The organism is Clostridium sp. ETTB3, assembly GCF_053571985.1.
The window spans coordinates 524,402-550,576 of sequence record NZ_CP199832.1; the positions used below are offsets into that span (position 1 = coordinate 524,402).

At 27.6% G+C, this 26,175-nt stretch carries 29 protein-coding genes; 25 read left to right on the forward strand and 4 right to left on the reverse strand.

The genetic code is table 11. From position 1 onward, the window contains the following. Positions 1–4 precede the first annotated feature (4 nt). The 20 genes from mreD (at position 5) to ACUN06_RS02685 (ending at position 19,009) form a co-directional block, all read left to right on the forward strand. Positions 5–493: a rod shape-determining protein MreD gene (gene mreD / locus ACUN06_RS02590; RefSeq protein WP_291730882.1), complete on the forward strand. Its 489-nt coding sequence runs from the start codon at positions 5–7 to the stop codon at positions 491–493. Beyond that, positions 493–3,426: a penicillin-binding transpeptidase domain-containing protein gene (locus tag ACUN06_RS02595; RefSeq protein ID WP_449390053.1), complete on the forward strand. Its 2,934-nt coding sequence runs from the start codon at positions 493–495 to the stop codon at positions 3,424–3,426. The genes mreD and ACUN06_RS02595 overlap by 1 nt, the downstream gene beginning before the upstream one ends. A gap of 298 nt (positions 3,427–3,724) precedes the next feature. Next, positions 3,725–4,375, forward strand: a complete 651-nt coding sequence (gene minC / locus ACUN06_RS02600) for a septum site-determining protein MinC (RefSeq protein WP_291730886.1) — start codon at positions 3,725–3,727, stop codon at positions 4,373–4,375. A gap of 15 nt (positions 4,376–4,390) precedes the next feature. After that, the gene (gene minD, locus ACUN06_RS02605) at positions 4,391–5,188 is read left to right on the forward strand and encodes a septum site-determining protein MinD (protein WP_291730888.1); all 798 of its coding nucleotides are present in this window, start codon (positions 4,391–4,393) and stop codon (positions 5,186–5,188) included. Positions 5,189–5,202: 14 nt separating this feature from the next. Next, the gene (gene minE / locus ACUN06_RS02610) at positions 5,203–5,472 is read left to right on the forward strand and encodes a cell division topological specificity factor MinE (RefSeq protein WP_294369111.1); all 270 of its coding nucleotides are present in this window, start codon (positions 5,203–5,205) and stop codon (positions 5,470–5,472) included. A gap of 282 nt (positions 5,473–5,754) precedes the next feature. Further along, positions 5,755–6,831, forward strand: a complete 1,077-nt coding sequence (rodA, locus tag ACUN06_RS02615; protein WP_294162581.1) for a rod shape-determining protein RodA — start codon at positions 5,755–5,757, stop codon at positions 6,829–6,831. Between the two features lie 94 nt (positions 6,832–6,925). Continuing rightward, the gene (locus ACUN06_RS02620) at positions 6,926–7,327 is read left to right on the forward strand and encodes a hypothetical protein (RefSeq protein WP_294125920.1); all 402 of its coding nucleotides are present in this window, start codon (positions 6,926–6,928) and stop codon (positions 7,325–7,327) included. Between the two features lie 44 nt (positions 7,328–7,371). After that, positions 7,372–8,235 carry a site-2 protease family protein gene (locus tag ACUN06_RS02625; protein WP_449390054.1) on the forward strand — a complete coding sequence of 288 codons (864 nt, stop codon included), beginning with the start codon at positions 7,372–7,374 and terminating at the stop codon, positions 8,233–8,235. Positions 8,236–8,479: 244 nt separating this feature from the next. Then, positions 8,480–10,339, forward strand: coding sequence for a TIGR03960 family B12-binding radical SAM protein (locus ACUN06_RS02630; protein ID WP_449390055.1), 1,860 nt, complete (start codon positions 8,480–8,482; stop codon positions 10,337–10,339). Then, positions 10,323–11,024 carry a TIGR03936 family radical SAM-associated protein gene (locus ACUN06_RS02635; protein WP_291730988.1) on the forward strand — a complete coding sequence of 234 codons (702 nt, stop codon included), beginning with the start codon at positions 10,323–10,325 and terminating at the stop codon, positions 11,022–11,024. Before ACUN06_RS02630 ends, ACUN06_RS02635 begins: the two co-directional genes overlap by 17 nt. Positions 11,025–11,036: 12 nt before the next feature. Continuing rightward, the gene (locus ACUN06_RS02640; protein WP_449390056.1) at positions 11,037–12,479 is read left to right on the forward strand and encodes a ribonuclease E/G; all 1,443 of its coding nucleotides are present in this window, start codon (positions 11,037–11,039) and stop codon (positions 12,477–12,479) included. Between the two features lie 133 nt (positions 12,480–12,612). Then, on the forward strand, positions 12,613–12,924 hold the full coding sequence (gene rplU, locus ACUN06_RS02645) for a 50S ribosomal protein L21 (RefSeq protein ID WP_291730903.1): 312 nt from the start codon (positions 12,613–12,615) through the stop codon (positions 12,922–12,924). A gap of 9 nt (positions 12,925–12,933) precedes the next feature. After that, the gene (locus tag ACUN06_RS02650) at positions 12,934–13,308 is read left to right on the forward strand and encodes a ribosomal-processing cysteine protease Prp (RefSeq protein WP_291730905.1); all 375 of its coding nucleotides are present in this window, start codon (positions 12,934–12,936) and stop codon (positions 13,306–13,308) included. A gap of 5 nt (positions 13,309–13,313) precedes the next feature. Further along, complete coding sequence (gene rpmA, locus ACUN06_RS02655; protein WP_291730990.1) at positions 13,314–13,613, forward strand: 50S ribosomal protein L27; 300 nt, start codon at positions 13,314–13,316, stop codon at positions 13,611–13,613. A 155-nt stretch (positions 13,614–13,768) separates the two neighbouring features. Next, the gene (gene obgE / locus ACUN06_RS02660; RefSeq protein ID WP_294125915.1) at positions 13,769–15,055 is read left to right on the forward strand and encodes a GTPase ObgE; all 1,287 of its coding nucleotides are present in this window, start codon (positions 13,769–13,771) and stop codon (positions 15,053–15,055) included. 13 nt (positions 15,056–15,068) lie between these two features. Next, entirely contained in the window at positions 15,069–15,374 is a 306-nt protein-coding gene (gene yhbY / locus ACUN06_RS02665; protein WP_449390057.1) for a ribosome assembly RNA-binding protein YhbY, read from the forward strand. Positions 15,375–15,376: 2 nt separating this feature from the next. After that, positions 15,377–15,985, forward strand: a complete 609-nt coding sequence (gene nadD, locus ACUN06_RS02670; protein WP_331890831.1) for a nicotinate-nucleotide adenylyltransferase — start codon at positions 15,377–15,379, stop codon at positions 15,983–15,985. Between the two features lies 1 nt (position 15,986). Then, complete coding sequence (yqeK, locus tag ACUN06_RS02675) at positions 15,987–16,553, forward strand: bis(5'-nucleosyl)-tetraphosphatase (symmetrical) YqeK (protein ID WP_291730913.1); 567 nt, start codon at positions 15,987–15,989, stop codon at positions 16,551–16,553. Positions 16,554–16,597: 44 nt separating this feature from the next. Beyond that, on the forward strand, positions 16,598–17,944 hold the full coding sequence (locus ACUN06_RS02680) for an LCP family protein (RefSeq protein WP_291730916.1): 1,347 nt from the start codon (positions 16,598–16,600) through the stop codon (positions 17,942–17,944). A 162-nt stretch (positions 17,945–18,106) separates the two neighbouring features. Then, positions 18,107–19,009, forward strand: a complete 903-nt coding sequence (locus ACUN06_RS02685; protein ID WP_291730992.1) for an RluA family pseudouridine synthase — start codon at positions 18,107–18,109, stop codon at positions 19,007–19,009. A 58-nt stretch (positions 19,010–19,067) separates the two neighbouring features. Here ACUN06_RS02685 and ACUN06_RS02690 read toward each other — a convergent pair whose 3' ends face one another. Continuing rightward, the gene (locus tag ACUN06_RS02690; RefSeq protein ID WP_449390058.1) at positions 19,068–20,369 is read right to left on the reverse strand and encodes a D-alanyl-D-alanine carboxypeptidase; all 1,302 of its coding nucleotides are present in this window, start codon (positions 20,367–20,369) and stop codon (positions 19,068–19,070) included. Between the two features lie 144 nt (positions 20,370–20,513). On the opposite strand from ACUN06_RS02690, the gene ACUN06_RS02695 reads away from it, so the two are divergent. The 4 genes from ACUN06_RS02695 (at position 20,514) to rlmD (ending at position 23,971) form a co-directional block, all read left to right on the forward strand. Further along, a complete protein-coding gene (locus ACUN06_RS02695; protein WP_449390059.1) occupies positions 20,514–21,224 on the forward strand; it encodes a helix-hairpin-helix domain-containing protein in 711 nt (236 codons plus the stop codon). 127 nt (positions 21,225–21,351) lie between these two features. Beyond that, positions 21,352–22,023, forward strand: coding sequence for a hypothetical protein (locus ACUN06_RS02700; protein WP_294125909.1), 672 nt, complete (start codon positions 21,352–21,354; stop codon positions 22,021–22,023). A gap of 47 nt (positions 22,024–22,070) precedes the next feature. Then, positions 22,071–22,451 carry a hypothetical protein gene (locus ACUN06_RS02705; RefSeq protein ID WP_291730924.1) on the forward strand — a complete coding sequence of 127 codons (381 nt, stop codon included), beginning with the start codon at positions 22,071–22,073 and terminating at the stop codon, positions 22,449–22,451. A 161-nt stretch (positions 22,452–22,612) separates the two neighbouring features. After that, positions 22,613–23,971, forward strand: coding sequence for a 23S rRNA (uracil(1939)-C(5))-methyltransferase RlmD (gene rlmD, locus ACUN06_RS02710; RefSeq protein ID WP_449390060.1), 1,359 nt, complete (start codon positions 22,613–22,615; stop codon positions 23,969–23,971). 147 nt (positions 23,972–24,118) lie between these two features. Here rlmD and ACUN06_RS02715 read toward each other — a convergent pair whose 3' ends face one another. The 3 genes from ACUN06_RS02715 to ACUN06_RS02725 form a co-directional block, all read right to left on the reverse strand. Continuing rightward, positions 24,119–24,301 (reverse strand): hypothetical protein, encoded by a 183-nt coding sequence (locus ACUN06_RS02715; RefSeq protein WP_291730928.1) that lies wholly within the window; start codon positions 24,299–24,301, stop codon positions 24,119–24,121. Positions 24,302–24,396: 95 nt separating this feature from the next. Next, entirely contained in the window at positions 24,397–24,801 is a 405-nt protein-coding gene (locus ACUN06_RS02720) for a zinc ribbon domain-containing protein (RefSeq protein WP_449390061.1), read from the reverse strand. Positions 24,802–24,866: 65 nt separating this feature from the next. Further along, the gene (locus tag ACUN06_RS02725) at positions 24,867–25,319 is read right to left on the reverse strand and encodes a hypothetical protein (RefSeq protein WP_449390062.1); all 453 of its coding nucleotides are present in this window, start codon (positions 25,317–25,319) and stop codon (positions 24,867–24,869) included. Between the two features lie 296 nt (positions 25,320–25,615). Between ACUN06_RS02725 and ACUN06_RS02730 the strand changes: the two genes are divergently transcribed. Next, the gene (locus tag ACUN06_RS02730) at positions 25,616–25,993 is read left to right on the forward strand and encodes an N-acetylmuramoyl-L-alanine amidase (RefSeq protein ID WP_449390063.1); all 378 of its coding nucleotides are present in this window, start codon (positions 25,616–25,618) and stop codon (positions 25,991–25,993) included. The last annotated feature ends 182 nt before the right edge of the window (positions 25,994–26,175 follow it).

Sequence of the window (26,175 nt, forward strand, 5' to 3'; positions counted from 1 at the left end):
ATTTATGAAAAGAATATATTTAATAATTATACTAATATTATTACTAATTATTGATAATACTATATTGCCAAGTTATTTTATTGGAGGGGTATATCCAAGTTTTTTATTTGTATTTGCAATGGCTTATTCAATTATTAGAGGAAAAAAAGAAGCTGTTTTTATAGGAATAGCAAGTGGGTTGTTACAAGATTTATTTTTCTTTTCTGGTTTTGGGATAAATTTATTTTTAAATACTTTATTATGTCTTTTATGTTCTAAAATTGGAGAAGGTATATTTAAGGAAAATAGGATAGTTCCAATATTAACAGCTTTATTGGTATCTATTTTAAAAGTTTTAGGAGTAGCTATAATTTTTAAATTGTTTTCACAAAATATTAATATGAAGATAGCATTATTATCAGCATTATTAAATGCAGTTTGCATGCTAATATTCTATAAGCTTATTTTAAATATGCTAGATAAATATTTAGATAGGAATGCATGGAGGTTTTAATGGTAGTTAATAAGCCGAAAAAAAAGACGGAAAGTTCTAGATATACTGTTTTATATATAATAATGTTTATAATTATGGGAACTATAATAGCAAAATTATTGTATTTACAGGTTTATAAGCATGATGAATATAAAGAAAAGGCAGATGTAAGTTCAACTAAATTTATTTCTGAAGAAGCACCACGAGGAAATATTTATGATTCAAATGGAAATGTAATAGCAACTAATAAACAAACTTATGCATTGACTTATATGGAAACATTAGAGTCAAAAAAGGCTTTTTACAAAACTATGGACAAGATTTTCCAAATATTAGAGGAAAATGGAGAAGAATCACAAGATGATTTAGCACTTAAAGTTGATGAAAATGGTAATATATATTTTGACTTCAAGGCTGATGGAGAATCAGCTAAAAGAACCTTAGAAATAAGATTTAAGCGTGATAGAGGGCTAAATGAAGATATAGAAAAGAAGCTTTTTAAGGAGAAAGAAGGCGATTATACAGATGCAGAAATACAAGAAGTAAATGATAAGCTTATGGAAATATCCGCAGAAGATGTGTTTTATCATCTTGTAAAGTCTTATGATTTATATAAAGTATTATTGCCAGAAGGATATACAAGTGAAGAAGCTGATGAGTTAGCAAAAAAATATAAGGATTCAGATGGTAAGCAAATATTAGATGATTTATTAAAACAGTATTCAATTCAAGATATTAGAAGATATATTGTAATGAAAGATGCTATAAAAATGGGTAGCTTTAGTGGCTATTCTAATATTACAATAGCTAATAATATAAAAAGAAATACAGCATTTATAGTGTATCAGCAATTAAGTAATTTACCAGGAATTAATGTTACATTAAAACCAGTAAGATATTATCCATATAGTTCGTTGGCATCAGCCGTTGTAGGATATGTCTCTTCAATTAGTAGTTCACAAAGTGAAAGTTATAAGTTAAGGGGATATGATGTATCAAATGATTTAATTGGCGTATCTGGAATAGAATCAGCTTTTGAAGATCAATTAAAGGGTACAAAGGGTGGAATAACAGTTAAAGTAAATTCTCAAGGAAGAACAACAGAAGAATTATTTAAGCTGGAATCATATCAAGGAAATAATGTTCATTTAACAATAGATAAGGGTGTACAATATGCAGCGCAAGAAGCATTAAAAGATCAAATACTTGCATTACAATCACAAGGATTAGCAAGTGCTAATAGAGGAGCTGTAGTTGCAATAGAGGTTAATACAGGAAGAGTAATTGCTATGGCAAGTTATCCAGATTTTGATCCAAATGATTTTGCTATTCCTAGTGAATTAAGCACAGAAAAATATAATGAATATTTTAATCCAGACTTAGAGAACTTTGGGGTGAAGCATATTAAAAGTACAGGAGCAAGAGGAACATTAGATGAACTTTTCCCTATTAATGATGATGGAGTAAGAATAGATAAGTATGATTTATATCCAAGATCTATGTTAAATTACGCAACACAAGGATTTGTACCTCCAGGTTCAACATTTAAACCATTAACAGCAGTAGCTGGATTAATGGATGGTGCAATAACTGAAAATGATACCGTTAATGATGTGGGGCTTTGGAGTAGTGAATATACAGGAAGTCAAGTTCTTGAAAACTTCCAAAAGATAGGTCATGGTGTTACAGATGTTAGAAAAGCGTTAGAAGTTTCTTCAAACTACTTTTTTTATGAAACAGCAATTAGCTTATATGTGAAAAATGGTGCAAATATTGATGCACTTAATTCAATAGCACGTTATGCTTGGAAATTTGGATTAGGAGTAGAGCAAGGAAAAACTGCATCAACAGGAATTCAAATTTATGAAAATTTTGGTCAAACATATAATTTTGTATCATGGAGAAAAAGTTTATCAGAAAATGCAAAATATACTATAGTTCCTGCACTAGAGGCTGGAGTTTATGAACATTATAAATTTGTTCCTTTTGATATAAAAGATATTAGTAGCGATTCAGATAATTTAAAAATACTAAAAACTAATTTAAAAAATAATATTAAAGAAACATTATTAAAGGTTGGAACACAAGAACAAATTAGTGGCCAAACAGAATATGCAAATAATATAATTGATGCAGTTAAGGAAATAATGAATACATCTGATAGATATAAAGAAAATCTAGCTAATGCAGGATTAGAATATTCAGAAAAAGTTATTAATGATCAAGCACAAATAGTATCAAATGCAATTGCATATTTTACAGCATCAAATCAAGCTTCAGAAATAAGGTCTCCTATAAATTTAGTTCAAGATGGTATAGGGCAAAGTATGAATGCATTTACACCATTACAAATGGCAAACTATGTTGCAACATTAGCTAATGGGGGAACTAGATATAAGGTATCAATTGTTGATAAAATAACATCACCTACTGGAGAGGTCATTCAGGAATACACTCCAGAAGTATTAGATAAGGTAGACATTCCAGCAAATATACTTCAAACTATAAAAGAAGGGATGATAAGAGTTAATACATCACCTTCTAATTCAACTAACTATTCATTATTTGCAAGTTTTCCAATAGAAGTTGCAGGTAAAACAGGAACAGCCGATTTTAGCACTCAAGAACAATATGATTATCAAGGAAGAAAAGCATATGCAAACTATATTAGTTTTGCTCCTGCAAATAATCCTCAAATTGCTATATTTTCAACTATATATGATGGAAATAGAGGCGCTAATAGTGCATTTGTTCATAAAGCAATATATGAAGCTTATTTTAAGAATGAATTATTAAATATAAATCCAAATTACCCTGCAACATCAACAACTTATGAAAAGTATGTTTTAGCAGCACCAACAGATAATAAGCAAGTTGAAGAAGAAAATCAACAAGATTTAAACAATCAAGAAAATCAACAAAATATTGATAACCAACAAGATTTAAGTAATTAAGATAATGTTGGAAATTTAGAAATTCCAATTGAAAATGGAACAGGTATAGATTAAATTTAAAAGGGAGTTTTGATAAGTCAAGACTCTCTTTCAAGTTTATAAGTTTTATATAAAATAAAAAAGGAATATATATTCTTTACTTAATAAAAGAGTTAATTTACAATAAATAATATATATTGGTAAAATAAGTATTATTTTGAAGGAAAATTGCAAGAGTTTAATTCAAATTATGTTTTTAATTGTAGTTATATGATATAATTAATATTAAATTGAGTTTTTAATTGGTGGAGGATAACCAATGAAGGATGACAGAATACAAATAAAAGGTAATAAAGATGGCGTAAATGTAAATATTGATATGGAAAAGTTTATTGGATTTGATGATATGCTTGAAGCAGTGATTAAATGTTTATCAGTTAACAAGGGCTTTTATAAAAATTCAATATTAAAAATAACATCTAATTTTAAACATATTAGTGATTTAGAAATAGGTAAATTGAAAGATGAATTATTTCAAAATATACATATTAAAGATTGTGTATTTGAGGATATTAGTAAAGTAAAAGAAGATACTAATAATGTTAAAATTTTTAATGGTGTTCATGAAGGAAAAACTAAGTTTATAAAGAAAACAATAAGAGGAGGACAATCAGTTGAATATCCAGGTAATATTATCATAATAGGTGATGTTAATAGTGGTGCAGAGGTATCGGCTGGAGGAAATATTATTGTTTTAGGAAGTATAAGAGGTAATGTTAAAGCTGGAGCTGGAGGAAATAATAAGTCTATAATAGCTGCATTTTCAATGCAACCTGAATTAATGCAGATATCAGATATATTAACTACATCACCAGATGATGGGGTTAAACCATCGTATCCAGAGGTTGCTAAAATAAGAGATGGTTACATAGTAGTAGAGCCATATTTACCAAACAAATATATTTACTAAAGTGGAGGGATTAGCATGGGATGTGCGATAGTTATTACATCAGGTAAAGGTGGAGTTGGAAAAACTACAACAACTGCAAATTTAGGAACAGCATTAGCTGCATTAGGTAAAAAGGTAGTTGTTGTCGATGGAGATACAGGGCTTAGAAACCTTGATGTATTAATGGGATTAGAAAACAGAATTGTATATACAATTATTGATGTAATTGAAAATAGGTGTAGATTAAAGCAAGCTTTAATAAAAGATAAAAGATATCCAAATCTTTGTCTTTTACCAACAGCTCAAACAAAGGATAAAGATGATATTAGATCTCAAGATATGTTTGAGTTAGTAAATAAATTAAAAGAAGAATTTGATTATGTATTAATAGACTCTCCAGCTGGAATTGAACAAGGGTTTGAAAATTCAGTTGTAGGTGCTGATAAGGCTGTAGTAGTTGTAAATCCTGAAATTACATCAGTAAGAGATGCTGATAGAGTAATTGGAAAGTTGGATGCAAAAGGTTTAGAAGATCATGCTGTAATAGTAAATAGATTAAATTATGAAATGACTAAAAGAGGAGATATGCTTGATGTTCCTGATATTATAGAAACTTTATCTGTTAAATTACTGGGGGTAGTTCCAGATGATAGAAGCATAACTGTTTCAACTAATAAAGGGGAGCCTATAGTTTTAGATGATAAAGCTCAATCAGGTCAAGCTTTTAAAAATATTGCAAGAAGACTTAATGGAGAAGAAGTACCTTTACTTAAGTTAGGTTCTGAATCAACTGGATTATTTTCAGCAATAAGAAGATTGTTTAAGAAAAATTAGGAGGCTTGAGCTGTATGGATTTTTTAAAAATGTTTTCTAGCAAAACTACGCCAAAAGAAGTTGCTAAAGATAGATTAAAGTTAATATTAATTCATGACAGAGGGGATTTAGCTCCTGAAACATTAGATAAAATTAGAAAAGAAATATTAGAAGTTATTTCTAAGTATATAGAGATTGATGTAGGGGATGTTGAAATTTCATTAAGTAGAAGTGAAGATATTGAGGGTGATGGTGGACCAGCATTAATTGCAAATATTCCAATTAAAAATTTAAAGGGCAGATAACTAAAGAAGAGTATATCAGGGTATATGATATACTCTTTTTTAGTTATGATATATTAATGTTAATTTAATATATTAATTTAGAATACATATACTATTTGTGTATTTAGTATTAATAAACCAATTCTTAATACTTTATGAATTTTATATATACAATGTAATTATTTATAGAGAAAAATGAATAAATAAGCTATAATTAAAAAGTATAAATTTTAGGAGGTTGAGAGAGTGCCTTTATCAAATTTTAAAATTAGTTTAAAAGAATTAAAAAAAGTAGATAAATGGATGATTATATCAATAATATTAATTACATCATTTGGTATAGTTAATATATATTTAGCAAAGAAAACAACAGCTGGAGGAATGCTATTTCCAGTAAAACAATCGGTTTTCTTTATAGCATCATTAGTTTTATTATATTTCGTTTTGGCAATAGATTATTCTATTATTAAAGCATTTACACCAATATTTTATTGGGGATCAATTGCATTGTTAGTTTTAGTATTGATAATAGGGTCAACTATTAATGGTGCACAAGGATGGATAAGATTAGGACCATTATCATTTCAACCAGCAGAGCTTGCTAAAATTGGGACAATAATGATGATGGGTAAAAAGCTTGATGATATGGATGGAGAAATAAATAATATTAAAAATTTTTCTATATTAGCTTTTTATGCTATAATTCCAGCTGGACTTATAGTGATTCAACCAGATATGGGAATGACAATGGTATTATTTTTTATGGTTTTAGGGGTTTTCTTTATTGGTGGATTAGATAAAAGAATAATTTTAGGTGGATTAGGTGCATTAATATTAGGAATAGTATTAGTATGGAATTCAGGATTAATTCAGGATTATCAAAAAAAGAGAATTACATCATTTCAAAACCCTGAAGCAGATTCATCAGATTCAGGTTACCACTTAAGACAATCACTTATAGCAATAGGATCAGGTGGATTTTTTGGTAGTTTAAATTCATTAGCCAATGATGGAACAGGTGGGTATTCATCACAATACGTTCCAGAAATCCAAACAGACTTTATATTTACTCAAGTTTGTGAACAATGGGGAACATTTGGAGCGATTTGTTTATTAAGCTTATATGTATTATTGCTTTCTAGGATGATTAATATAGCAGAAAGTTCAAAAGATATTTTTGGTCGAATTGTAACTACTGGAATGATAGCATATTTATTATTTGCAATATGGCAAAATATCGGCATGACTATAGGGTTAATGCCTATAACTGGCATAACATTACCACTAGTTAGTTATGGAGGGAGTTCTTTATTAACAACTATATTATCATTAGGGTTAGTTATGAATATAGGAATGAGAAAAACTAAAATTAACTTTTAAGTATTTTAATATGCAATTTATTATAATTTAATATATTGCATATTTTTTTATACAATAAAATATAATTTAGTAATCAATTTTTTAGGAGGTATAAATGGGAAATTATAATTCTCAATATAAAAAATATTATCAAAATCTACAAAATAAAAATATGAAGAAAAATAATTCACCAGTATATACTAGAGATTCATTTGAAGAAGTTTATGGATATAAAGATACAAATAAAAATAAGAGTAAAAAGAAAGATTTTTTTGAAAGTATGTTAAATGTTTTTATATACCAATTAGTAGTAGTTATTTTTATGTTAATGTCAGCTTTTTATTTAAAATATACACCTAGACAAATGGATTCATATAAAAATGTTAAAGCAGTAATTAATGATACAACTTATAGTCAAGTTGAAAATAGTGTAGAAAGTTTTAATTTATCTCAATTTTTTAATAAAATAAGTAACTACATAAAAACTAATATAAGCAAAGATAGTAATAATTTTTAAATATATAGTTTTACTAAGGGGTGTGATGTTTTAAGGAGAGACAGATGGAGAGATGGAAAAGAGGAATTTTAGCTGAAATTATATTATTTTTTATATTGATAAGCTTAAATAATTCATTTGTCTTAGCTTTTATTAGTATAATTGCTCATGAAGCAGCACATATAGTAATAGCTAAAAAAAATGGGTGTAAGTTTAATGATATTCAAATTCATATATATGGAGCTAAAGCACAATTTGTAAATATTGAGGAACTAAGTAAAAAGGAAAAATTACAAATTTATTTAGCAGGTCCTATTACAAATTTTATAATTATATTTATATTTTTTTTCCTTAGTTTAATAAGTCATAATATTTGGATAACTAGAATGGTTAATATTAATATTAATTTATTAATTTTTAATTTACTTCCAGCATATCCTCTAGATGGTTCAAGAATATTGGAAATTATACTATCTAATAAAATGTTATATAAAAGGGCAAATTCTATAGTTTCTAAAATAAGCTATATAATAGCAATTGGTTTATTTGTAATTTTTATAATGGCATTTTTATATAAAGGCATTATAAATATAAGTTTATTGATTGCTTCAATAGTTGTAGGTATAATTACAAGAACAGAACAAAAATCAGCAATGTATATATTAATGGGAAATATATTTATGAAGAGAAATAAATTGTTAAGGAATAAATATATGGAAAATAAAAGTATATCAGTATACTACAAACAAGGACTTGCAAACATCATGTCAATAATAGATAAAAATAGATTTAATATATTTTATGTATTAGATGATGATTTAAATGTTTTATTTATTATGAATGAAGATGAATTAATAAAAGCATTAAAGGGCTATGGCAATATAACTTTAGAAGAATATTTTTATATTAGAAATAAGCAAGGTATTTAGTTTACTTTTTAATATTTAATATGCTAGAATAACACTTAGACAATGACAAGTTGCAAGTGGCAAGATTTAACTTGGTAGTTAGTAGTTTGTAGTTTAGGATGAAATTCATTAAGGAATTTCTAAAAATATATTTTTAAAAATTCAGAATAAGCTGAATTTTCTATTTAACTACTAACTTCAAACTAAAAGCTTCAAACTAATCAGGGAAAACTTGCCACTTATCATTAAATTAATGGAGGTACTTATGAATAAGATAACTGATGATATTTTATGTAAAGTAGAAAAGCCATCTAGATATGTTGGTGGTGAATTAAATCAAGTTATAAAAAATCCTAATGATGTTAATATAAGATTTGCTTTTTGTTTTCCAGATGTATATGAAGTAGGAATGTCTCATTTGGGAACAAGAATTTTATATCATACTATAAATGAAAGAAAAAATACATATTGTGAAAGAGTTTTTGCTCCATGGCCTGATATGGAAACTTTGATGAGAAAAAGTGATATTAAATTATTTACATTAGAAACAAAGACACCATTAGATCAATTTGATATGTTAGGTTTTACACTGCAATATGAAATGAGCTATACAAATATATTAAATATGCTTGATATGTCAGGAATAACTATAAGAGCAAGTGAAAGAGGAGAAGATGAGCCAATAATTATGGCTGGTGGACCTTGTGCTTATAACCCAGAGCCTTTATATGACATTGTAGATTTCTTTGAAATTGGGGAAGGCGAAGAAATGATGGATGATGTTTTAGAGGTATATGCAAAACATAAAGCTAATGGAAAAGTTAATAAAAAAGAGTTTTTAAGAGAAATATCACATATTGGTGGAATTTATGTGCCATCATTATATGATGTAAGTTATAACGAAGATGGAACAATAAGAGAGTTTACTCCAAAATATGAAGATGTTCCAGCAAAGGTTAAGAAGAGAATAGTTAACAATTTTGACAAGGTATCATTCCCAGATGAAATGATAGTTCCTTATACTGATATAGTTCATGATAGAGTTGTTTTAGAAACAGCAAGAGGATGTACTAATGGTTGTAGGTTCTGTCAAGCTGGTATGATTTATAGACCAGTAAGAGAAAAAACTACAAATACATTAATTGAACAGGCTAGAAAGGCGCTAAAGGCTACTGGATATGATGAAGTATCATTAGCTTCATTAAGTATTTGTGACTACTCAAATATTCAAAATTTAATATCTAGTTTAGTTTTAGAACATGAAGCAGATAAGGTAGGAATAGCACTTCCATCTATTAGAGTAGATGCCTTTTCAGTAGATTTAATTAAAGAAATACAAAAGGTTAGAAAAACAGGATTAACTTTTGCTCCAGAAGCAGGTTCTCAAAGAATGAGAGACATAATAAATAAAGGGTTAACTGAAGAAAGAATTTTAGAGGCTGCTAAAAGTGCATTTGAATCAGGATGGAGCACGATTAAATTATACTTCATATTAGGGCTTCCTTATGAAACAACTGAAGATGCTGCAGGAATTGGTGAATTAGCAGAAAAGATGGCTGATGTTTACTTTGGAATTCCAAAGGATGTTAGAAATAAGGGATTAAAGATTACTGTAAGTACATCTATATTAGTTCCAAAACCATTTACTCCATTCCAATGGGCTCCAATGGCAAGACCAGAAATAGTTGATGAAAGAATTAAAGCAGTTAGAGGCGCTATTAAATCAAGAAGTATAGTTTACAATTATCATGAACAAGAAACTTCATTTATGGAAGCTGTATTTGCAAGAGGAGATAGAAGAACTTGTGATGTATTAATCAAGGCATTTGAAAAAGGTGCTAAATTTGATGGTTGGTCAGAATATTTCAATATGGAAATATGGAATGAAGCAATGGAAGAATGTAATTTAGATTCAGAATTCTATGTTTATAGAGAAAGAGAGTATGATGAAATACTTCCTTGGGACTTTATAGATATTGGTGTTAATAGAAAGTATATGGAAAGAGAAAATGAAAAGGCTAAAAAAGCAGAACTTACTAAAAATTGCTTAGAAGGATGTACTGGATGCGGAATAAATGTAAACTTTAAAGAAGGGAAGTGTTTTGAAGGTGCGATACGTAATTAAATTTACTAAAGGTGCTGATATTAAGTTTATTGGTCACTTAGATTTAATGAGAACTATTCAAAGAATAATAAGAAGATCAGGCTTACCAGCTGAATATTCAAAAGGTTTTAATCCTCATATGGCATTATCTATAGCACAACCACTTTCAGTTGGGGTTTATTCAGATGGTGAATATTTAGATTTAGTTTTAACAGAAGCTGTTGGGGTAGGTGAAGTTTTAGAAAAATTAAATGAAAGTGCACCTCCAACAATTAAATTTTTACATGCAACATCTGTTGAAATAGTAGAAAATGTTAAGAGGTTACCACAAACTATGGCACTTTTAGATGGGGCAAGATATATTATTAAGATAAAACTTAATGGAACATCTAAGGTTGAAGAAGAAATGATGAAAACACTTAATGAGCAAAAGTGGGAAATTATAAAGAAAACGAAAAAAGGTGAAAAACTTACTGATATAAAACCTCTTGTTAAGGAATTTAAATATTGGATAAAAGATGATGAATTAGTTTTAAATACATTAATTGCAACTGGAAGTAGAGAAAATCTTTCAGCGGAGCTTTTAGTTAATTATTTAAAAGAAAAAATCTCAGAAATTAATACAGAAGCTTTTGTTAATATTAAGAGAGAAGAAATGTATATTTTAAAGAGTAATAAATATATTCCTTTATATAAGGGCATTTAAGGTAGTTTTAATATGAGAGAGATTTTTGTTGAGAAAAGAGAAGAATTAATCAGAATAGCCGTAAAGGAAAATGATGAATTAGTAGAGTGTCTTGTTGAAGAAAAAACTATTGAACCTCAAATTGGTGAAGTTTATAAAGCTAGAGTAAAAAATATAATTCCAGCTATTAATTCAATATTTTTAGATATTGGATTGGCAAAAGAAGCTTATATGTATTATAGTGAAGAACTTAAAAGAACTGTAGTTAAAAAAGGGCAAGAACTTTTAGTTGAAGTATTAAAAGAGCCTTTAGGAAACAAAGGTGCAAAAGTTAGTAATAAGGTAAATATACTTGGAAGATATATTGTTTTAACAATAGGAGTAGAGGGAATTACAATATCAAAAAGAATTTCTGATATGGAACAAAGGCAAAGATTAATAAATCTTACTAAACCAATTAAAGGTATTGAAATAGTATATAGAACTGAAGCTGAAACTGCAACAGATGAAGAATTACTAAGTGAATTAAATTCATTATTAGAAAAAAAAGAAGAGATGGAAAATAAGCTTAGATACTCAACAACTATTGGAAAAGTTAAATCAAATAGCATGATACTTAGATTTTTAGAAGAATTAGATGATAGAAAAACTAGGATTATAGCTGATGATTATAAGCTCCTTGAAAATATTAAAAATTTACTTAAAGAAAAAAAAGCAATTGAATTTAAGTTTTATGAAAGTAAGAGAACTTTATTTGATTATAGCGGAATAGAAAAAGAAATAATTAAATTAAGGCATAAAAAGGTAAATTTGCATTGTGGTGGATACATTGTTATTGATAAAACAGAAGCAATGTATGTAATTGATGTTAATAGTGGGAAAAATGTAAAGGGAAGAGATTTTAATAAAACTATAATGCAAACTAATTTAGAAGCGGCTAAGGAAGTTGGAAGACAAATTAGATTAAGAAATTTAAGTGGAATTATAGTGGTTGATTTCATTGATATGAGAGATGAGAGTCAAAAAGTACATGTAATTAAAGCATTAAAAAAATCATTAGAAGCTGATAAAGGTAATGTTAAAATTTTCCCGTTTACTGAACTTGATTTAATTCAAATTAGTCGAAAAAGAAAAGGCAAATCAATTTATGAATATTTAGAAGAGCCTTGTGGAAAATGTAAGAGTAATGGATTTATTTTAAAGCTTTCATATATTGAAAATCTTATTAGAAATGAAATAATAAAATGCTATAATGAAAATTCTATTAAGGACTTTTATATAGAAATAGATAAAAATTATGAAGAAGATATTAAGCAAGATATATTTAAGTTTTTGAAAAATATTGAGGGAATAGATAAAGAGATTTATTTGAATTTTGTATATGATATAGAAGGGTATAGGATTGAGCCGCTTATATTTGTATCTCAAAAAGAAAATTACCAAAAATATAAGATTAAAACAATTGAAAAACTATAATAAATTTCTTTACAAATTGTAAGTTTATATGATAAAATGTCATTTGTAAACCGCACATAACGGGTTTTAAAAAAACAAAGTTAAATCTTTGTACCTAAATTGGCGAGACCGTTTAAGAGGAGGTGTTTTTATAATGTACGCAGTATTATTAACTGGAGGAAAACAATACAGAGTTCAAGAAGGAGACGTAATATACGTTGAAAAATTAAACGCTGAAGTTGACTCAACAATCGAATTAACAGAAGTTTTAGCTGTTTCTAACGGAGAAACTTTAACTGTTGGTGCGCCAGTAGTTGAAGGAGCTAAAGTTGTTGCTAAGGTAGCAGCTCAAGGTAAGGCTAAGAAAGTTACTGTTTTCAAGTATAAGCCTAAGAAGGACTACAGAAAGAAAACTGGTCACAGACAACCTTACACTAAATTAGTAATCGAAAAAATCGAAGCTTAATTTTAAGTTATGATAAAGATTATTATATTTAAACAAAAAGAAATATCTCTTGGATTTAAGATAGAGGGTCATGCTTTATCGAGAGAAGAAATGGAAAGTACTACAGGTGATGCATATGACATGATTTGTAATAGTGTTTCAGTTTTATCTCAAAGTGTTGTAATAGGCATGGAGGAAGTTTTAAAGCTACCAGTAAAGTATGAAGTAAAGGATGGATTTTTATCACTGAATTTACATAATCTTAAAAATGAAGATATTAAAAAAGGACAGATATTGCTTTTAACCTTTGAAAAAAGTTTAGAAAGTTTAATTATGTCCCTTGACGTTAGTTTTGGTAAAAATAGACGGAATGAATATATAAAAATAAAATTCGAGGAGGTGTAATGAGTATGTTAATGATGAACCTTCAATTATTTGCCCATAAGAAAGGGGTAGGTAGTTCAAAGAATGGTAGAGACTCTGAATCTAAAAGATTAGGTGCTAAGGCTGCTGACGGAGAATTCGTTTTAGCTGGAAACATCCTTTACAGACAAAGAGGAACTAAGATTCACCCAGGTCTAAACGTAGGTAAGGGTGGAGATGACACTTTATTTGCTAAAGAAGACGGAATCGTAAGATTTGAAAGAATGGGAAGAGACAAGAAGAAAGTTTCTGTTTACCCAGTTAACGTTGAAGAAATAGCTGAATAATTATATTTAATATAGGTAAAAGCACCCGTAAGGGTGCTTTTATTCTTGTAATAAATACATATTTTATATATACTATTATAAAATATGTATGTTATGGAATAATAAAAATAGATTATTATGTTTAACATTAGAAAGTTACAAGGAGGAAAGTAACTATGTTTATAGATAGAGCCAAGATATTAGTTAGATCAGGTGCTGGTGGAAACGGTGCAGTCACATTTAGAAGAGAAAAGTATGTTCCACTTGGAGGACCAGATGGTGGAGATGGTGGAAAAGGTGGAAGTGTTATATTTACTGTTGATACAGGCTTAACAACACTTTTAGACTTTAAATATAAGAAAAAGTTCATAGCTGAATCAGGTGGAAATGGTCAAGGTTCAAAGTGCTATGGTAAAGATGGAGAAGACTTATACATAAGAGTTCCAATGGGAACTATTGTTAGAGATTTTGAAAGTAATAAAGTTATTGCTGACCTTTCACATAAAGATGATACCTTTGTCATTGCAAGAGGTGGAAAAGGGGGTAAAGGAAACTGTAAGTTCTGTACTCCAACTAGACAGGCACCACATTTTGCAGAACCAGGTATGCCAGCAGAAGAAAGAGTTTTAACGCTTGAATTAAAATTACTTGCTGATGTTGGTTTAGTTGGTTTCCCTAATGTAGGAAAATCAACATTACTTTCAACAGTTACAGCTGCTAAGCCAAAGATAGCTAACTATCATTTTACAACTTTAAAGCCAAATTTAGGTGTTGTTAAGGCAGAAGGAATAAATTCATTTGTTATGGCAGATATTCCAGGAATAATTGAAGGTGCTGCTGAAGGGGTTGGTTTAGGATTAGACTTCTTAAGACACATCGAAAGAACAAGATTATTAATTCATGTAGTTGATATATCAGGAGTTGAGGGTAGAGATGCTTTTGAAGATTTCGTTACTATTAATGAAGAGCTTAAAAAGTATTCTGTAAAGCTTTGGGATAGACCACAAATAATAGTAGCTAATAAAGCTGATATGCTTTATGATGAATTAGTATTTGAAGACTTTAAAAAGAAAGTAAATGAATTAGGTTTTGATAAAGTATTTAAAATGTCTGCTGCAACTAAATCTGGAGTTGAAGAAGTTATTAAGGAAGCTGGTAGAATGTTAACAGAAATCCCAGTAATGGATTTAGAAATTCCAGAGGAAGAAAGATATGTTGAACAAGAAAAAAGATTCACATATGAAATCAACGTTGAAGAAGGAGAAGAATACAACACTTATGTTGTTACTGGATCATTTGTTGATAGATTACTTGCATCTGTAAATATTCATGATGCAGATTCATTAAGATACTTCCATAAGGTACTTAATAATAAAGGAGTATTACAACAAATTAGAGATATGGGAGTACAAGACGGAGACATGGTTAGATTAAATGACTTCGAATTCGAGTACATTTTATAGGAGGAAATATTTTATGATAACAGGAAAACAAAGAGCTTATTTAAGAGGACTTGCAAATACTATGAGTCCAATATTCCAAATTGGTAAAAATGGTGTTGAAGAAGCTTTCTTAAAGCAATTAGGAGATGCATTAGAAGCTAGAGAACTTATTAAAATAAAGGTTTTAGAAAATAGTGGATTAGCTGCTAGAGAAGTTTCAGATGAAATTTGTAAAGCAATTGGTTGTGATGGTGTTCAAGCAATTGGAAGTAAAATAGTATTATATAAAAAATCTGAAAAGAAGCCTAAGATAGAATTACCACAAGGAAAAAATAAATAATTATGAAACGGTATGGTATGATGGGGGGAACATTCAATCCCATACATTTAGCACATTTATATATAGCATATGAAGCTAAGGAAGAATTAAATTTAGATAAAATTATATTTATGGTAGCTGGAAATCCACCACATAAAAAGGAGAGTAAAATAATAGACTCTAAATATAGATATAATATGGTTCAAAAGGCAATCGAAGGATACGAAGGCTTTGAAATTAGTGATTATGAAATTAAAAAAAATGGATATAGTTATACTTATGAAACTTTACAATATTTAAAAAAGCAAGATGATAATGTTGAAGTATTTTTCATTGCAGGAGCAGATTCATTAATGGCTATAGAAAAATGGAGAAATACCGATTTAGTATTAAATAATTGTACTTTTGTTGCATTTAATAGAGGGGAATATAATAAAAGTATTCTTGAAGAGCAAAAATATAAATTAGAGAAAAAATATGATGCTAAAATAGTAATATTAAATGTTACTGATATTGATATATCTTCATCAATGATTAGGGAGCGAATAGCTAATGGGAAAAGAGTAGATTTTTTCTTGCCAGAAGAAGTAAAGAAGTATATAAGTGAAAATAAGTTATATAGGAGAGAATAAAATGTGGGGAGTAGATGAAATAAAAAGTTATTTGAAGGATAATTTAAAACCATCTAGATATGGTCACACCTTAGGAGTTGTAAAAACTGCTATTGAACTTGCGGGAATTTATAATGAAGATAAACAAAAAGCTGAGATAGCAGCACTTTGTCATGATATAGCAAAAAATATGAGCTATGAAGATATGTTAAAGGTAATAGAAGAAGAAAATCTCAAACTATCTAATGATGAAAAAAATAGTAAAGAATTATGGCATTCAATAATTGCACCTATTATGGCAAAAAGAATCTTTGAAATAGAAGATGAAGATGTATTAAATGCAATGAGATGGCATACAACTGGAAGGGAAAATATGAGTAATTTAGAAAAGATAATATATCTTGCAGATTTAATTGAACCTTCACGTAATTTTCAAGGGATAGAAGCAATTAGAGATATTTCACGTAAAAACCTAAATGATGCAGTGTTAAAGGCATTAACTCATACGATTATGTATTTGTTAACTAAAGATTGTGCTGTTGACTTAAATTCTATTAAAGCTAGAAATTATTTAATATATAATAGTTAGTATTTAAATTTATTATTAAGTTTTGTAAGGTGAGGGATGAGAAGATGGCAGGAGCTAATGGTAATAAAAGAAATAGCAATGCTAGACGGAGAGTTAGGAAATTAAGTCCTAGGGAACAACTTGAATTAAAAAAGAAACTTAGAAAAAAAGAGCAAAAATCAGTAATGATAAAAAGAGCTATTACTGCTGCATTTTTAACAATGCTAATACTTGTCTTATTAGTTGGGGTATATTTATTTTCATTCATATCATCACTTAATAATAATGATATTATATCGGCAAGCAAACCAGGTGTTAATGAAACTGTAAATATATTATTATTAGGAATGGATATAGGAGATGCAGAAAATACAGCAAATTCATCAGCTAGAAGAACAGACACAATGATGTTAATTAATTATAACCCACGTACAGATGCAATTAATTTAGTTTCAATTCCTAGAGATACTTTAATTGAAGTTGAAAATGCACATGATGGTAATGGTAATTTAATTCCTTATTGGAAAATGAATGCAGCATATGTTTTAGGGGGAGAAAAAGAAGTAATTAAGCAAGTTGAAAGTTTATTAAGTATAAAGGTAAATTACTTAGTTGAAATAGATTATGCTGCTTTTAGAAATTTAATTGATGCTATTGGTGGTGTTGAAATGTATATTGATAGAAATATGTATTATGATGATGATGCACAAGATTTACATATACATTTTAATGCAGGTGAAACAGTATTATTAGATGGGAAAAAAGCTGAGGAATTCTTTAGATGGAGAAAAAATAATGATGGAACTGGTCTTGCAGAAGGTGATATAGGAAGAATTAAGAATCAACAAGCATTTATATCAGAGGTAATTAAAAAGTGCACTAGTACAGCAATTATAACAAAAATACCAAGCATACTTAAGGCTATTAAAGAAAATGTTGTAACTAATATGCCTGGAAGTAGTATGATTTACTATGGAATGAAGATGATAAATAATTCTGGTGTATCTATGGCTACTTTGCAAGGTGATAATGAAAAAATTTATGGACAAGATTTTTTAGTTATGAATCCATCTTATAATAAAAATTTATTAAAATCTCTTCAAATAACAAGTGATATAAATAATAGTATTTATAGAAGTAAGTATTCTATAATGATTTTAAATGCTACAAGAGTAAATGGGTTAGCAGGAAATTTAAAAATTGAGTTAGAAAATATAGGGTATAGCAATATTAGTGTTGGTAATTATGATAGATCTAAAGAATCGGAAATATTAACTAATAAAAAAGATGTTAGAAAAATTTTAAGTGAAGATACAGGAATCAATAAATATTCTAAAAATAAGAAAGATGAATATAAATCATATGATGCTGTAATTATTATAGGTGAAGATTATTTAACATTTAATGATTAAAATATATATTTATTTAAAAGGTTAAGAATTAGAATTAAGAAGTTATAATATAAAATTAGTAATTGCTCATTTGAAAATTAAGTAATACTAAATTAATATGTTAAATAAATAATTGCTTAATTTTTAAGTCTTAACTTTTATTATATAAAGGAGGGGAAAAATATCAGTACTTTAGAAAAATGTGTAGATAAAGATTTTGAAGGAAGAAAGATAAGAGAATATCTTAAGGAAGAAATGGGCTTGTCTTCAAGACTTATAAGAGGTGCAGCTTTAGATAAAAGAATAATAGTAAATAATGAGCCTGTTAGAATGAATTATGTTTTAAAAGCTAACGATAATATATTAATTAATCTTAAAAAGAAAGAAAGTCAAAATATAGAACCAGAAAAAATTGATATTGATATAGTGTATGAAGATAGCGATATTATAGTGGTAAATAAAAGACCTAATATGGTTGTACATCCAACTAAGAGATATCAATCTGGAACATTAGCTAATGCATTATTATATTATTTTAAGGAAACAAATCAAGATTGTATTGTAAGGCTTGTAAGTAGATTAGATATGGATACATCTGGGTTAATAATAATAGCTAAAAATCAATATGCTCATATGGAACTATCAAAGGATATACAGCAAAATCAAATAGAAAAAAGATATTTAGCATTAGTTCATGGACATATGGATAAAATGGAAGGAACTATAGATAAGCCAATTTATAGACCAGAAATTGAAGGAAATATGAAAAGAGTAGTTGATGAAAGAGGAAAAAGAAGTATAACTCATTATAAGGTTGTAGAAAGATTAAATGATGCAGATTTAGTTGAATGCCTTTTAGAAACAGGAAGAACACATCAAATTAGAGTACATTTAAGTTCATTAGGACATACTATTTATGGGGATACTTTATATGGATTTGAAGAAGATGCAAATTTAATTTCAAGGCAAGCACTTCATGCATATGGACTTAATTTTAAGTCACCTAGAACTAAAGAAAGTCTTGAATTAAGAGCACAATTACCAGATGATATAAAATTACTTTTAGAAAACTTAAGAAATAAATAAAATTATTTATAATAAAAGGGTTTGCATATACTTGGCAACCCTTTTATTATTATATTTATTAAAAATTATGCTTATTTCTTATATATGAACGTTTAGATAAAAAGTTTTTTCTTCTTTTTCTATGGCGTAGTAATGAAATTATTATAAATATAATAATTATTAATATAACAAATAAAATTATTCCAATAATAAAATAATTATTTGAGTGTAAAATGTTTTTGATAATAGTGCTTGGAGTATACTTTACATCTTCACCACTTAATAAATCTATATTAGATATTTTTTGATTATTAACTAAAACAGAAGCTGTGAATAGCTTATCCCCTTGTTTTATTGAAATTTTGTTTAAATTTTTATTATCATAATTAAGTGATAAATTTATATTAGATAGATTTTCTCCATTTCCAATATTAAGTGTATAATACACGTCATTATTAGAAATTAAAGGAATTGTAGTTGAATTGTTTATTGAATAATCTTCTAACTTATCTCCCTTTGAAATAATCTTTTCAGTTTTAAAATTTTCAAATCCCCAATCAAACAATTGTCCTATGCTTGTATAAAATCCATTCTTATCAGTAGCATTTAAAAATGCACCAACTATTTCTTGATTATCCTTTATTGCTGTTGCAGCATATGAATGATTTGCAGCAATAGTATAACCAGTTTTACCACAATCAGCATATTGATATTTATATGGTGATCCTTCTTTTAATAAGGGGTTATGGTTTATAGCCCATTTTTGACTTCCATCAGAATAAGGATGATTTTCAAAATAATAATTAGGCATTTGTGCAATTCTAACAAAATCAGCATTTTGTGAAGCATATCTCATTATTAAGGCTAAATCATGAGCAGTAGTTAAGTGCCCTTCTTGTGTTAAGCCACTAGGATTTTTAAAATTAGTATTTGTTGCTCCTAATTCTTTAGCTTTTTCATTCATTAATTTAGCAAATTCTTCATTTGAACCTGCTATATGTTCAGCAATTGCTTCTGCACAGTCATTTCCAGACTCTAAAAGTAATCCAATAAGTAATTCTTCTATAGTATAAACCTCACCTTGTTCGATACCAATAGAAGAACCATCGGCTTTGGGTGGATTTTCACTAATTGTTACTTCGTCAGTAAGATTACATTTTTCTAATGCAAGTATTGCAGTCATTATTTTAGTTGTAGAAGCAGGCATATATTGATTATTAGAATTTTTTTCATAAAGTACTTGACCAGTTTTTGCATCCATAAGATATACTCCTTCAGAATATATATTAGGAAATGCAAAGGAGTCTATTATGGTAATATTTGCAATAGATAGTATAAAAAATATTACTAAAGTAGATATTTTAAAAAATAACTTTTTCATTTTTTTCTCCATATTATTTTATAATTTTACTTATTTAGTTTACCAAAAAAAGTGTTAAAAAACTATAGATAAATAGATTAATTTAGTTTATATATGATAAAAATGTTAATAATTTATAATAAAGTAAAATAGAGGGGTAAATAAATGTATAAATTTAAACAAAAATTATTAAGTATATTTAAGGAAAATAAAGTAGTTGGATTAACAATAATATTAAGTTTAATTTTAATAATTTCACTATTTACATATGGAAAAAATAAAAATAATGTTTTTAAGGATAAATATATGAATAATATATTTATTGAGGAAAATGTATCTGAAATTGATACAAATGATGAAAGTAAAAGTAAAGATGGGGAACAAGAAGAAGTATTAGAATCTGTAGAAGGTGTCAAAAGTAATACTATAAATTTAAATAAAAATAAAATAGTAGCAGAAATTAAGGGTGAGGTTATAAAACCTGATGTTTATACATTAAATGAAGGTAGTATTATAAGGGATTTAATTGAAGCTGCTGGAGGATTAACACCGGAAGCAGATATTTCTAATATTAATAGAGCAAAAGAATTAAGCAATCATGAGCTTATAATAATTAAAAATATAAATGATGAAGTTTCACAAGAAAAAGTTGAAAATGAAATTCAAAGCATAGAAGCTGATGATGGCAAAATAAATATTAATACAGCTGATATAAATAAGCTTAAAGAAATACCAGGTATAGGTGATGTAAAAGCAAATTCTATAATTATGTATAGAGAAAGTAATGGTAATTTTAAATCAATTGAAGATTTAAAAAATGTTGATGGAATAGGTGAAAAAACATTTGAAAAAATAAAAAATAACATAAAAATATAGATGTTAATGTGAATTTTAAATAAATATGCTAGCAAATACATTTAAATAACAGGCTATTAATGTTATAATTAATAAGATTTAGGAAAGCATAATATCATATGCTAATAAATATATAGGGGGAAACAACATGAGGAAAAATGTAATAGCTTTAGCATTGTCTGCAATTTTAGCTATTAGTGTTGTAGGCTGCTCAAGCAATAATGAAAATAATAAAAAACTAGCAAATAATAATTCACAAATAGAAGTTAAAGATAATGAAATATTACCAGGTAAGTGGTCAGAAGATTATACTAGGGATGAAGTAAAAGAAGCTTATAATAAGGCTTTAGCAAGTGTAAAATCAACAGCAAATGGCTATTCATTAGAATATGAAGTAGCTGAAAATGAAATAAAAGAAGAAAATGGAGAATCGGTTAATGATACATATATTTATTTAGATATTCCAGATGCAGAAAGGTTAGAAAGTATGTATTTTGGATTTAAACAATATGGTTCTGACTTAGCAAGTGGAAAATTAGAAATGAAAATGGGATATAATTTAGATAAAAAGACTATATTAGAAGGTCAAAAATTTGAGTTTGAAAATTTATCGTTAGCAGGATTCTCACAAGCCTTTACAGGAGATTATGAAAGAGATTATACAGAGCTGAATAAACAAATATATGACATAATAAAAAATGGAACAAGTGATGAAATTAAAACTATTGAAAATAACATCGATGGTTTAAAAGAAACAATAACAATAACAGATAATTTTATGTTATATAAGTTAGAAAGTAGAGTATATAACTTTAAGTAAATAATAAGATTTAATTATATAAATATATAAATTCTATGGAGGTAGAAATGGTGAATAATAATGAAGAAAAGTTAAATAAAAATAATGAAGTATCATTAGAAGAAGCAGAAGTTTATTTAGCAGAAGCAGAAGTTGCAGAAGCAAAGGAATTTATAAGAGATGAAGAAATTAAAGCTGATGGAAAGCTAGTATATTATACTAAGGTTATATTAAGTGGAGTTTTAGATCAAATATTTGTAATATTATTAGCAATGCTTGTATTTGGAGTATTTGGATTAGTAATAAGAGTATTTGGATATCAAATTGCTAATGATGGAAGAGAAGAATTATTTTTAATTATGTATATAATAAGTAATGTACTTTACTATCCAATAATGCAAGAAGTATTACATGGAAAAACTTTAGCTAAAAAATTCATCTTTAGATAAAAGGGTTCACCTCTATAAAAATTATAGAGGTGTTTTTCTTTTTGTTTTAATGTATAATATTAAAAGTTAGAAGTTAAAACAATTATATGCTTGAAAATTTTATTATAAGATTATTAATTAAAACTAAGTATATAAATTAAATATAAGGATTGGAGTACAAGATGAAAAGAGGAAGTCAGTTAACATTAAAGATAAATAGTTTAGAATTTCCATCAACAGGAATATCAGAATGTGAAGGAAAGAAGATTTATGTAAAAGGAGCTTTCCCAGGACAAAGGGTAAAGGCAACTGTTAAGAAAAAAAGAGATACATATGCAGAAGCAAAGCTTGTAGAAGTTCTTGAAAGAGCTGAATATGAAATACCAGCACCATGTCCTCACTTTGGATTATGTGGAGGATGTAGTTCTCAAAACTTAACATATGAAAAACAATTAGAATTTTTAAGTGATGAAATATGTGAGCTTTTTGATTCTAAAGATTTACCTATGGGAATGTATCTTGGAGTTAAGGAAAGTGAAAATTGTTGGGAATATAGAAATAAGATGGAATTTACATTTGGTGACTTAGAAAAAGGTGGAGAGCTTACTTTAGGAATGCATATGAAAGGTAAGTCATTTGGTGTATTAACAGTTGATAATTGTATGATAGTTGATGAAGATTTTAGAACTGTTCTTAAAACAACTGTAGAGTATTTTAGAAAAACTGGATTACCTTATTATAGAGTAATGAAAAGAGAAGGTTATTTAAGACACTTAGTTATTAGAAAAGCTACTAATACTGGTGAACTTATGGTTAACTTAGTAACTACAACTCAAGTTGATTTTGACTTAACTGAATATACTGAATTAATTAAATCTCAAAACTATAAGGGTCAATTAGTATCTGTATTACATACTGAAAATAATTCTTTATCTGATGCTGTTATACCAGAAAAGGTAAATGTATTATTGGGTAGAGATTACATAGTTGAAAATTTATTAGGACTTAAATTTAAAATATCTCCATTTTCATTCTTCCAAACTAACTCTAAGGGAGCAGAATCTCTTTATAGTGTAGTTAGAGATTTTATGGGAGATTCTGAAAATAAGGTTGTATTTGACCTTTATTGTGGAACAGGCACAATTGGTCAAATAGCAGCACCTAATGCAAAGAAGGTTGTTGGACTTGAACTTATTGAAGAAGCTGTTGAAGCTGCAAAAGAAAATGCTAAGCTTAATGGATTAAATAACTGTGAGTTTATAGCTGGTGATGTTGCTGAAACTATTAAAAAAGTTAAGGATAAACCAGATATAATCATCTTAGATCCACCAAGAAGTGGTGTTTCTCCAAAGGCTTTAGATTATGTAATTAGATTTAATTCACCTGAAATAATTTATGTTTCTTGTAATCCAAAAACAATGGTTGAAAATTTAGATGTATTATTAGCTAATGGTTATAAGGTGGATAGGAGTACAGTTAAGGACATGTTCCCAAATACTCCTCATGCTGAGGTGTGTGTGAAGCTCGTTAAACAAAAATAAACTAATAGGAACTACAAGGTAATCTTGTGGTTCCTAATTATTTATTAATGTGGAAAGAGGCATTGTAAGCCTATAGGATATTATTGGAGTACCATTCTCTTCAATATTAATTTTTTTAACAAAACGATGAAGTAACTCAGGTATTAATTAATCTAAAGATAATTCTTCATTTTTTATTCTATTAAGTTCATTTAATAATGAGCTATCAGAAATTTTTTCAAGAACTTGGTTAGTTATAACAATTTTATGTTCTAAATATTTAACTTGTTCATCTATATCGTTTATAAATAATTCATAATCTGATTTAGTAATTATCTCATCAATAAGCATAGATATAGATTTAGATTTTCTTTTCTTTAGAATAGTTAAATCCTCCTCATAACTTTTTAATGCATTTTTATGTTTTAATATTTCATTATCAATCTCTAATTTAAACTTATCATATAAATCAGTATTTTTAACATTAATGATAAATTTTTTATCTCTGATAAAACAATAGCAGATAAATTAGCTTCCCTGACTATATGAGATGAGCAGGCTTTACTTCCATGCTTATTAAAGGTGCCACACACATACCCTTTTCTATTTTTCTTAAAATGCATTCCTTTACCGCAATCAGCACAATAGATAATATTAGTAAATAGGTGTAATGCTTGATGATGATTTTTATGAGTTCTTACTTTCATTAACTCCTCTGACATTAATAATTGGTCAATTTCCTCTTCAGCTTCTCTTCTTGTATCAGCTGAACATATAAATCTATTACAGAAATCATATACAAAGAATCTATCTCCATGATCTTCTATTCTGTAATTATCTCTTATTGACATATTTGTTTCCTCCTTGTATAATTAATTAAAACAATGGTGCTACATAAAATGACACCATATTAGTTTTATTTGAATATTTTGTTTAGTAGTGTATAAAAAGATTTTTTTTGCGTAGTTTTCTTTTTATACGCTACTTTTTTATTTAGAGATTCTGATTCTCTATTGATTTTCTCTATGCTTCTTGCATACATGTTACTAATTTCCTCTATGCTTCTTGCATACATCCTATTAATTCTGTCAAATTCCATGAATAGTGGTATTTCTACCTTTTCCTCTTCATGCTTAACAACAGGATCAACAACACTATCCATTGATGTATTAGTTTGTACATCTTTTTCTGTATTATTTCCTGTAATATCTTTCATATTATTTGTTTTAGATTTTTTAGGTGTAATTTTACCTATCATTAACACATACTTACCATTACACATATCTTTTGATGTATGTGCGAATTTAACATCATACACACAGTCATTTTTGTGTATTGTAGACATTGTTAAAAAATGCTTCTTTGTCATTACATATCCTCCTTTTTGTTCTTCGTTTTTTCTTTGACAATTTTAAAAAACATGTCTTTACTATTCCTCCTCGAATAAATATATTTATGCTGCCTCTTGAACTCAAACCACCCTGGGCTAAAAAATATCATTTCAAGAAACATACATATTAATCTATTACCCCCAAAAATTTTTTACATTTTTCTCTTCTCTATATAGGTTTCCATTTTTTGACAAGATGTATAATAAAGTTATTTATAGTAATAAAATTAATGAAAGCATTTAAGCTTTTAATAATAAAAAGGAAAGGTGATAATATGAAAATTGCTGTAAGAGGTGGTCATAATAGTAAAGCTATTGGAGCAGTTGGTTTATTAAACGAATATGTAGAAGATAGAAAAGTGTGTTCTGCTGTAGTAAAATATCTTAACCAAATGGGACATAGCGCTAGAGATGTTTCTCCTGGACCAATGGGTACTAGCCCTGATTTAGTATATGGAGTTAGTCAAGCTTCTAATATGGGGGCAGATTTATTTATTTCAATTCATTTCAATAAATCTTATGATAGCTATAATGGAGCTATAGGTACAGAAGCATATGTACATTCTGCAAATAGAAATAGTAAAGCAAAAGGAAAGAACTTTTTAGAAAGTGAATGTTTTAAGGATACTATGGATGAAATAACCTGGATTTAATTTAAAAGATAAACTTAAAGAGTAAGATGTTTATAATCACACTACATCTTGTTAATAATTTTGTTCACACACTGAACTCTGCACATGCGGAGACGGTAGTAAGGTTAGTTAAGTAATATAGACATTTATAAAGGTTTATATGTATTAAAAAATATATCTTTCCACTCATTTTCCACCGTAAA